The 7,677-nt window shown below is 64.0% G+C and carries 9 protein-coding genes; 2 read left to right on the top strand and 7 right to left on the bottom strand.

The window, feature by feature from the left end:
* On the top strand, positions 1-281 hold a 281-nt coding region (locus tag EN991_RS15070), incomplete at its 5' end, for an aldo/keto reductase (protein WP_164769081.1).
* A 57-nt stretch (positions 282-338) separates the two neighbouring features.
* On the opposite strand, the gene EN991_RS15065 is transcribed toward EN991_RS15070, so the two are convergent.
* From EN991_RS15065 to EN991_RS15040, 6 genes are all read right to left on the bottom strand, one after another.
* Entirely contained in the window at positions 339-827 is a 489-nt protein-coding gene (locus tag EN991_RS15065; protein ID WP_127369043.1) for a GNAT family N-acetyltransferase, read from the bottom strand.
* 80 nt (positions 828-907) lie between these two features.
* Positions 908-2,893, bottom strand: coding sequence for an AI-2E family transporter (locus EN991_RS15060; protein ID WP_127369042.1), 1,986 nt, complete (start codon positions 2,891-2,893; stop codon positions 908-910).
* A gap of 152 nt (positions 2,894-3,045) precedes the next feature.
* Positions 3,046-4,134 carry a D-alanine--D-alanine ligase family protein gene (locus EN991_RS15055; protein ID WP_127369041.1) on the bottom strand — a complete coding sequence of 363 codons (1,089 nt, stop codon included), beginning with the start codon at positions 4,132-4,134 and terminating at the stop codon, positions 3,046-3,048.
* A gap of 24 nt (positions 4,135-4,158) precedes the next feature.
* A complete protein-coding gene (locus EN991_RS15050; protein ID WP_127369040.1) occupies positions 4,159-4,776 on the bottom strand; it encodes a C39 family peptidase in 618 nt (205 codons plus the stop codon).
* A 233-nt stretch (positions 4,777-5,009) separates the two neighbouring features.
* Positions 5,010-5,525, bottom strand: a complete 516-nt coding sequence (locus EN991_RS15045) for a hypothetical protein (RefSeq protein ID WP_013530757.1) — start codon at positions 5,523-5,525, stop codon at positions 5,010-5,012.
* Between the two features lie 187 nt (positions 5,526-5,712).
* On the bottom strand, positions 5,713-6,141 hold the full coding sequence (locus tag EN991_RS15040; protein WP_013530756.1) for a VOC family protein: 429 nt from the start codon (positions 6,139-6,141) through the stop codon (positions 5,713-5,715).
* A gap of 319 nt (positions 6,142-6,460) precedes the next feature.
* Between EN991_RS15040 and EN991_RS15035 the strand changes: the two genes are divergently transcribed.
* Positions 6,461-6,763 (top strand): hypothetical protein, encoded by a 303-nt coding sequence (locus tag EN991_RS15035; protein ID WP_245459131.1) that lies wholly within the window; start codon positions 6,461-6,463, stop codon positions 6,761-6,763.
* Here the strand turns inward: EN991_RS15035 and EN991_RS15030 are convergent.
* Positions 6,740-7,677, bottom strand: a 938-nt coding sequence (locus tag EN991_RS15030) for a PLP-dependent aminotransferase family protein (protein ID WP_164769079.1), incomplete at its 5' end; no start/stop codon positions are given. The two genes, EN991_RS15035 and EN991_RS15030, sit on opposite strands and share 24 nt — an antisense overlap.

Genomic DNA, 7,677 nt, shown 5'->3' with positions numbered 1-7,677 from the left:
ATGTCGAGGCGGCCGCCAAGGTGAGCGACATCGCCGCTGCCCGCGGCGTCAAGCCCGGCCAGGTCGCGCTGGCCTGGCTGCTGGCGAAGGGCGACGGCTTTGGCATCGACATCGTGCCGATCCCCGGCACCAAGCGCAGAAAATACCTGGAAGAGAACGTCGCCGGCGCCGCTATCAAACTCGATGCCGCCGAGATGGCCGCGCTCAACGAAGCGCTCGCGCCGGGAAAAATCTCCGGCCCGCGCTATACCGAGCGGGGCATGGCGATGGTCGACCGGTAGGGGGCGCCTGCTCCAGCGTCCGCGACAATCTCGCCAAGCTCGTTCCGAATAGTGATGCTAACGAAAGCCCAGATGCTCCCGATAGCAGTGGGTTTCCACGGTGAACCTGCCGGCGACATCATCCGGCAGCCAAAGTGCGTCTTCGAAGCTGCGGTTCAAGCGCCATCCTTCGCGGGCATAAAATCTCTGCGCGCGGACATTTCCCGCCGTGCAGAAAAGCTCGGCCTCCGCCACGCCCTGTTCGCACAAGAGATGCTCGGCATAAGACAGCAGATCGCGGGCGGTTCCGCTTCCCCGTGCCTGCGGGCTTACATAGAGTTTCACCACCTCCGCCCCGTTTATCGAGACGAAGCCAAGCAATCCATCGGCTGCCGCCACATGGAAGGCATCGGTGGATTGCTCCAGCCACAGCGCAAAATGCGCCGGCGTTCGGTACGCCAGGATTTCGGCTGGAACCAGATGCGCATGGGCATCATGCCAGCCCTGATGCCACAGTTGCACGATCGCCGACCGGTCGGCTTCCTGGGCTGGGCGAATTTCGAGCATTTCTCACCGCCGACGGGTAGCTAATTTCGTAAGGCCGCGCGGAGGGCCGCCTGGTTCCACCGGCCTTCAGCCGATTTCGGTCAACCCGCCGCTGCCGCGGTAACCTTCTTGGACGCGGCCCGCTGTCGCCGCATGCGCCGTTTGGCGACAAGCTTGAGCGCGACCGGCGGCTCGTTTGACAGCGCGCCCAGCACCGCGTCGACCATGCCATGCGCCACGAAATCCGCGTTCATGTCACGCGCCAGTTTGCCCGCCGTCTCCTTGTCCTCGCTGTCGGCCTCCGACCAGAACACGATTCCCACCCGAAGTGCGGCCTTCGCACGCTTCAGCCGGCGGACCAGAAAGCGGGCGTGCTTGATGGAATCCCGGTTCAGGAATCCGACCACGACGGTGTCGACGGTTTCGAGCTCAAGGCGGCGAATGCCGGCGGGTTCCATATCGGCAAAGCTGGCTTTCGACACCGTCGCGCCCTGGACCTCCAGCACCTGCGCCAGCATCGCGGCAGCGGCGTCGTCGAGCTCGCCACGCCCCCCGGCGCAAAGCACGGACATATCCGTGCCATCGGGCAGTTCGGTCTCGTCCTCCCCGCCGGGATCGTCATCGTCGCTCGCCTCTGCGGCCACGGGCGGCCCCTCCTCCTCGCCTGCCTCCTCCTGCGCGCTGTCGTCGAGATTGGCGACCAGCATCAGGGCACTGGCCGCCACCTGCCGCCTTTGCAAATCGCCCATGACGCCGCGCACACGGTCCTGTTCGCCCAGCAGAAGCGCCGGAATGGCAACCTTGTCATAGAATTCGACCAGATATTTCTCCTCCAGCATCTCCTCGGCATGATCGGTGGCTTCTTCCGGATCGCCGGCCAGCAGCCGCTGGTACAGGCGCGCATGGGGTTCGAGCACGGGCTCGTTGCCGAACAGCACGTCCAGGAATTCAAACTGCGGCACGTGCCTGCCCAGCACCACCAGGCAGACAGTGAGCGGCGTCGACAGGATCAGCCCGAGCGGCCCCCAGAGCCACGTCCAGAAAATCGCCGCGACGATGATCGCCAGCGGCGACAGTCCCGTTCGCGAACCGTAGAGCCAGGGTTCGATGACATTGCCGGTGATCAGTTCCATCACCACGAACAAGGCGGCTGTCCACAGCACGAGCGACCAGCCCGGTGCCACGGCCAGCGCCAGGAACAGCGGCAAAAGCATGCCTATGATCGGGCCGATATAGGGAACGAAACGCAGCGCCAGGGCCAGCAGCCCCCACAGCAGCGCATTGGGAATACCGAGGGCCCAGAGCCCGATCGCGATCGGTATGGCGTAGACGATGTTGACGACCAATTGCATCAGGAGATAGCGGCCCACCCGCTTGGCGGCATCCTGAAGCGCCTCGGTGGTGCGGTGGAGGTCGCCGTAGCCGACAAGCCGGATGAAGCGGTCGCGCAGATCCTCCCGCTCGAGCAGCATGAAGATGACGACGACAATGATCAGCCCGGCCGACCCAAGCGGGCTGATCAGCGGCCCGACGACATTCTGCAGGACCTGAAGCGGCCTTTCGTGCGCGACGATCTCGACGGGCACCGGCTCGCGCGGCGGCTTTTCCGGGGTGGCGACCGGCAGCGAGGGGTCTTGCCTGTCGATCTCCTGGCCGACCCGCTCGACCACCTTGCTCAGTCTGGCAAGGATCCCGCCGCCGACCCCGGTTTCCTTGAGCGAGCGGATCTTGGTCAGGATGTTGGTCTGGTAGACCGGGATGTTCTGCGCCAGTTCGCTGACCTGCGTGGCGACGATGAAGGAGAACAGGCCAAGCGCCGCGAAGGCGCCGAGCACGCTGGCGATGACGGCGGCAATCCGGGGAATGCCGAGCTTTTTTAGCGCTGCGACAAGCGGCGCCAGTGCGAAGGTCAGCAGCAGCGCGATGGCGATCGGCAGGAAAACCTCGCGCCCGAAATACAGTGCCGCCACTGTCGTGACGATGGCCGCCACATTGGGCAAAGAGGTTCGCGGATGGGGCGCGGCCGCTGAAAGGGTGTCCCCCAGCCCATCAGCCGGAGACGCCGTGCCGTTTCGACGATTGGCCACGTGATGCCTCCCTGCCAAATGCCATGGTCGGGCATATAGAGCGGACGTGCAACTTTAGCCAACGATGAAATACGCCTCGCTCACAGGCAATGATCCGGCCCGCACCGGCCGCTCCCCAAGGGCTAAATGGAAGTCAGGCTCGCCCGATCGGATCAGCGCGCCGCATGCCTGGCCAGCGCGTGCTCGATCAGCACGTCGATGGTCTGGCTGTAGCCGATGCCTGAGGCGGCAAGCGCCTTGGCATACATCGAGATGTCGGTGAAGCCGGGAATGGTGTTGACCTCGTTGACAAGCAGGCTGCCGTCGGTGCGCAGGAAGAAATCGACGCGCGCCATGGCTTCGCAGCCAAGCGCCTGGAACGCCTGCCGCGCCATATCCCTGGCCTTTTCGGCCACATCGGCCGGGACATCGGCGGGCACCTTGACCAGCGCGCCGTCGGCATCGAGATATTTGGCCTCATAGGTGTAGAAGCCGTGCTTGCCGGCCGGAATGATCTCGCCGGGCAGCGACACCGTCAGCGACCCGTCGGCGCGCCCCAGCACCGAGAACTCGATCTCGCGGCCCTCGACGAATTCCTCGATCAACACTTTGCCGTCGTAGCGGAAAGCCGTGTCGATGGCCTGCTCGAAGCCGTCCCTGTCATTCACCTTGCTGACCCCGAAGGACGAGCCCTGGCGCGCCGGCTTGGCGAAGAAAGGCAGGCCGAGCGTCCCGGCAATCTCCTGGAAGGAATGCTTGCCGTTTCGATGCACGGTGACGGAGCGGGCAACCGCCAGTCCCGCCTCGCGCATCAGCCGCTTGGCGACGTCCTTGTCCATGGCGGCGGCCGAGGCGAGAATGCCGCAGCCGACATAGGCGACATCGGCGACCTCGGCATAGCCCTGCACCGAGCCGTCCTCGCCGAACGGCCCGTGCAGCACCGGGAACACGACGTCGATGGGGGGCAGCTCAGGCTGCGTACCATCCCGCGACACCGCAACCAGCCGGCCCTTGCCGCCGGGCAACAAAGCAACCTCCGGGCCGTCTTCGGAGGCCGGCGCCCCTGCCGCCTCATCGCCGATCGCCGCGGCGCGATCGAGTTGTTGCAGCAGCCACCTGCCGCCTCGCGAAATGGCGATCGGCACGATATCGTAGCGCGTGCGGTCGATCGCCTTCAGCACATTGGCGGCCGAAAGGCGCGACACGTCGTGCTCGGCCGAACGCCCGCCATAGAGGATGGCCACTCTTGTCTTGTCGGTCATCGAAATCCCTCGACTGTCAAAAAATCAAATGGCGACGGCAATGCCGCGATTGGCAAAGAAGCGGTCGAAATCGGCCGGTGACAACACTGCGTCTGCCTGTGTGGCGGGCTCATGGCCGGACGGGTTGTGAAAGCGGAAACCTTCGTCGGATGCCGCGGTGATCAGCACCAGATGGCCGCCCTTCGAGGGCGGCTCACGCTCGGGCCAGCGGATCGAGCTGCTGACCGACGCGATGAAGAAGCGCGTCCGCTGCATGATCGCCGGAATGTCTGATGTGGCGACATTGGTCATCACCTCGGCGCGCAGGCCGAAAGCTTCCTTCACGAAGCTGACGAAGGGCGCGTAGATCAGCCCCTTGATCGATCTCTCATTGACGACATAGCCGCCATATAAGGTGCAGCGCCTGGCAAGCTCGATCGTCGGCACGATCTCGCCGCGGCTGGCCAGAATCATCTTAAGGCAGGCCATGCCGCAGATGTTGGCGGCCCAGATTGCGTATTCGTCGAGGGTCTCCGCCCCGGATCGCCTCCACAGCGGATCGCGCCTGAGCGCAACATCCGCGCCGTCGGCGAGCACGTCCAGCGTCATGTCAGGCGTTTCCCACTGGCTGAAAAACGGCACGGTTTCAGGCGGCGGGCTCATGCGGTCTCCTCGGTCGGCTGGTTCCATCTCGTATACGAGGATACGAGATGGATGAAAAGCCGTGACATTCAGTGGCGCGACCCAGAAGATGTCATCTTCCGTTTCGGTCAACCATCGCTGACATCCGGGGTTAGCGGAAGCCTCTCCCGCCTTCGTCATCCACAGGCGGAGCAGGAGCGAAGCTCCGTCGCGGAGACCCGAGGATGACGAACGTGGTGAATGCTGCGCGCCGCCTACTCGGCCTTCGCCCAGCCGAAAACCAGCCACGCATATTTCGATTTTTCGTAGGGTTCGACAGTGTAGGTCATCTGCATGTCGCCGTCCTTGGCGTAGATATCCAGCCGGGGCGCCGTATCCAGCTCGAGCCACGCCGAACTCTTGCTGAACGACCAGGTTCCGCACCAGACGCAAGGCCCCGACGTCGGATCTCCGGGCTGGTGAAAATTGTAGCGGCCGTCCGCCGTGATCTCCAGATAATCGAACGCCCCGTAAAACGCGGTCACCGTCTGCTGGAACTCACTGGCGGCCGCTTCCTGTTCCGGTGTCGGCGCATCCTTCATATCGCGCGGCGGCCGGATGGCTCCGCCGTTGAGTTTCCATTTGCCGACAAAATCCTTCTCGGTCGGAAGATATTCCTCCTGGGCCTGCGCCGATGAAATATAAGCAAAGGATGATATACTTGTGAGGCCAACGGCCCCGATCGCAAATAGAAGCGTGGCGGCACAGATCGCCCTTGCTGGGTTTTGCATAAAAAAAATATCTCCACGGGGGGTAAGGGGAGTTTTATTGAAAATTTGTGGCGGACGTTGCTTCGGGACCGATTCCCACCCGCCATTTGCACGGTTAGCATCGGGGCCACCGATCTGGCAACGCAAGGCAGCCTCTCTCCAGCATCGCCCATGCGTCCGCGATCCCGGCCGGCTGAATATCGGCAGCTTAGAAGGTGATCTTCACCGAAGCGGCGCTGCGACGATGCGGGCCGTGATGGACGGCCTCGATGTTGTTGCCGTCCGGATCGAGCAGGAAGGCGGCGTAATAGCCGGGGTGATAGGGCCGTTCGCCCGGCGCGCCATTGTCCGTGCCGCCGGCCGCCAGCCCGGCCTTGTAGAAGCCGTCGACCATGGCGTGGTCCCTTGCCTGGAAAGCCAGGTGATGGCGGCCGGTGAGTTTTCCCTGTGCGGCCCGGCTGTCGGCAGTGGAGACAAACAGCTCGTCGGCCCAGAAAAAGTCGGCGCCGCTACCTCCGATCGGGACATCGAGCGCCTGCAGGACCGCCTCGTAGAAACGCCGGCTGGCCGCGAGGTTTCTGACCACCAGTTGGATGTGGTCGATGAGCCGGCCGCGATGCAATTCCTGGGTTTCCATGAAAACGCCTCCTCGTGTGGGTTCGAATTTAGGTTGGGATAGGGCGTCGTCAATGCGGATACTTCCCAGCAAACAAAGGGCCCGCCGGGAGGGGATCCGGCGGGCCTTTGGAAAGCATGTCTAGCCTTCAGGGGTCTGAGGGGGGGATCAGACCTGGTAAGAACCTTTGTTGGCCGCGGAGGTTCCACCCGAACAAAAAAATTGCCGATGGCCCGTCCGCGGAATTCAAGCAGTGGAGGCGATTTCTTCGCGAGACCACTCACAGTTTGGAACTTTCCGCTCGCAACCGGGTTTGGTGGCGCGGTGGGAGGAATTGCGATTGGATTGTTTTCAGAGGCTCGAAGCGCTGGTCGACAGCGCCGGTCTCGACGATATCGAGGAAGCAACCGCTCTGCTGCGCCGGTTCAAGGGCAGGTCGCGCGAGGTCGCGGCAGCCATCGACGAATTCATGCTCGATTTCATGACCTTGGTCTTCGTCGTCGAAAACGGCGAAGAAGGTTTCGAAAGGCCGGTCCGCAAGCTCGCTCGCACCAGGCTTTCAAAGCTTGAGCGGCTGGTGACTGTAACGGCGGAGGAAAAGCCGGCTTCCAGCGCCGGCCTATCCCTTCAGGATGGCGGCTAGCCTTGGAATGCCTTCGCTCACCGCGCGCCGGTCGGCGAGCGTGAAGGACAGCCGCAGCGTGTTGCGCCCGGTGCCATCGGCATAAAAGGCGTTGCCCGGCACGAAGGCGACCCGCGCTTCCTTCACCGACCGAGCCAGAAGCTCGGTGGCGTCGGCCCCTTCCGGCAGTGTCACCCAGACGAACATGCCGCCTTCCGGGCGGCTCCAGGTCACGCCTTCGGGCATGTGGGCTTCCAGTGCCGAGAGCAGCCCGTCGCGGCGCTCGCGATAGGCGTCGATGAGTTTTTCCACCTGGCCTTCGAACACGGCTTCGGCGACGCGATGCATCACCACCTGGTTGATCGACGGGCTGTGCAGGTCCGAAGCCTGCTTCATCAGCACCAGCTTCTCGACAATGTGGCGCGGCGCGCACACCCAGCCGACCCGCATGCCCGGCGACAGGATCTTCGAGAACGAGCCGCAATAGAGCGTGCGCGCCTTGTCGATGCCGCCGGACCGGGCACAATCGAGCGCCAGGATCGGCGGCTCGCCATCGCCGTCATAGCGCAGCGCGCGGTAAGCGGCATCCTCGAGGACGGCGATGTCGAGTTCGCCGGCAAGGTCGAGCACCGCCTCGCGCTGCTCACGGTTCAGCGTGTTGCCGGTCGGGTTGGCGAAATCCGGCACCAGATAGGCGAATTTGGCCTTGCCGCCATTGGCGGCCGCCGCCGCGCGATAGGCATCGGGCGTCATGTTGCCGCCGGCCGGGGTCAGCCGGTCGTAGCGCGGCTCATAGGCGTTGAAAGCCTGCAGCGCGCCGAGATAGGTCGGCCACGTCACCAGCGCGGTGTCGCCCGGCGACAGGAACAGCTTGCCGAGATAATCCAGCGCCTGCTGCGAGCCGGAGGTGATGAAGATGTTGGCCTCGTCGCAGG

It is taken from the genome of Mesorhizobium sp. M7A.F.Ca.US.005.03.2.1, assembly GCF_003997795.1.
Taxonomy (GTDB): domain Bacteria; phylum Pseudomonadota; class Alphaproteobacteria; order Rhizobiales; family Rhizobiaceae; genus Mesorhizobium; species Mesorhizobium ciceri.
The sequence above is the reverse complement of the archived record's forward strand: the minus strand, read 5'-3'. Positions and strand labels throughout refer to the sequence as shown.

Bases quoted from the DNA above. Each gene is read 5' to 3' on its own strand.
- EN991_RS15065 (WP_127369043.1), bottom strand. From the start codon at position 827: ATGCTCGAAATTCGCCCAGCCCAGGAAGCCGACCGGTCGGCGATCGTG.
- EN991_RS15055 (WP_127369041.1), bottom strand. From the start codon at position 4,134: ATGACCGACAAGACAAGAGTGGCCATCCTCTATGGCGGGCGTTCGGCC.
- EN991_RS15050 (WP_127369040.1), bottom strand. From the start codon at position 4,776: ATGAGCCCGCCGCCTGAAACCGTGCCGTTTTTCAGCCAGTGGGAAACG.
- EN991_RS15045 (WP_013530757.1), bottom strand. From the start codon at position 5,525: ATGCAAAACCCAGCAAGGGCGATCTGTGCCGCCACGCTTCTATTTGCG.
- EN991_RS15040 (WP_013530756.1), bottom strand. From the start codon at position 6,141: ATGGAAACCCAGGAATTGCATCGCGGCCGGCTCATCGACCACATCCAA.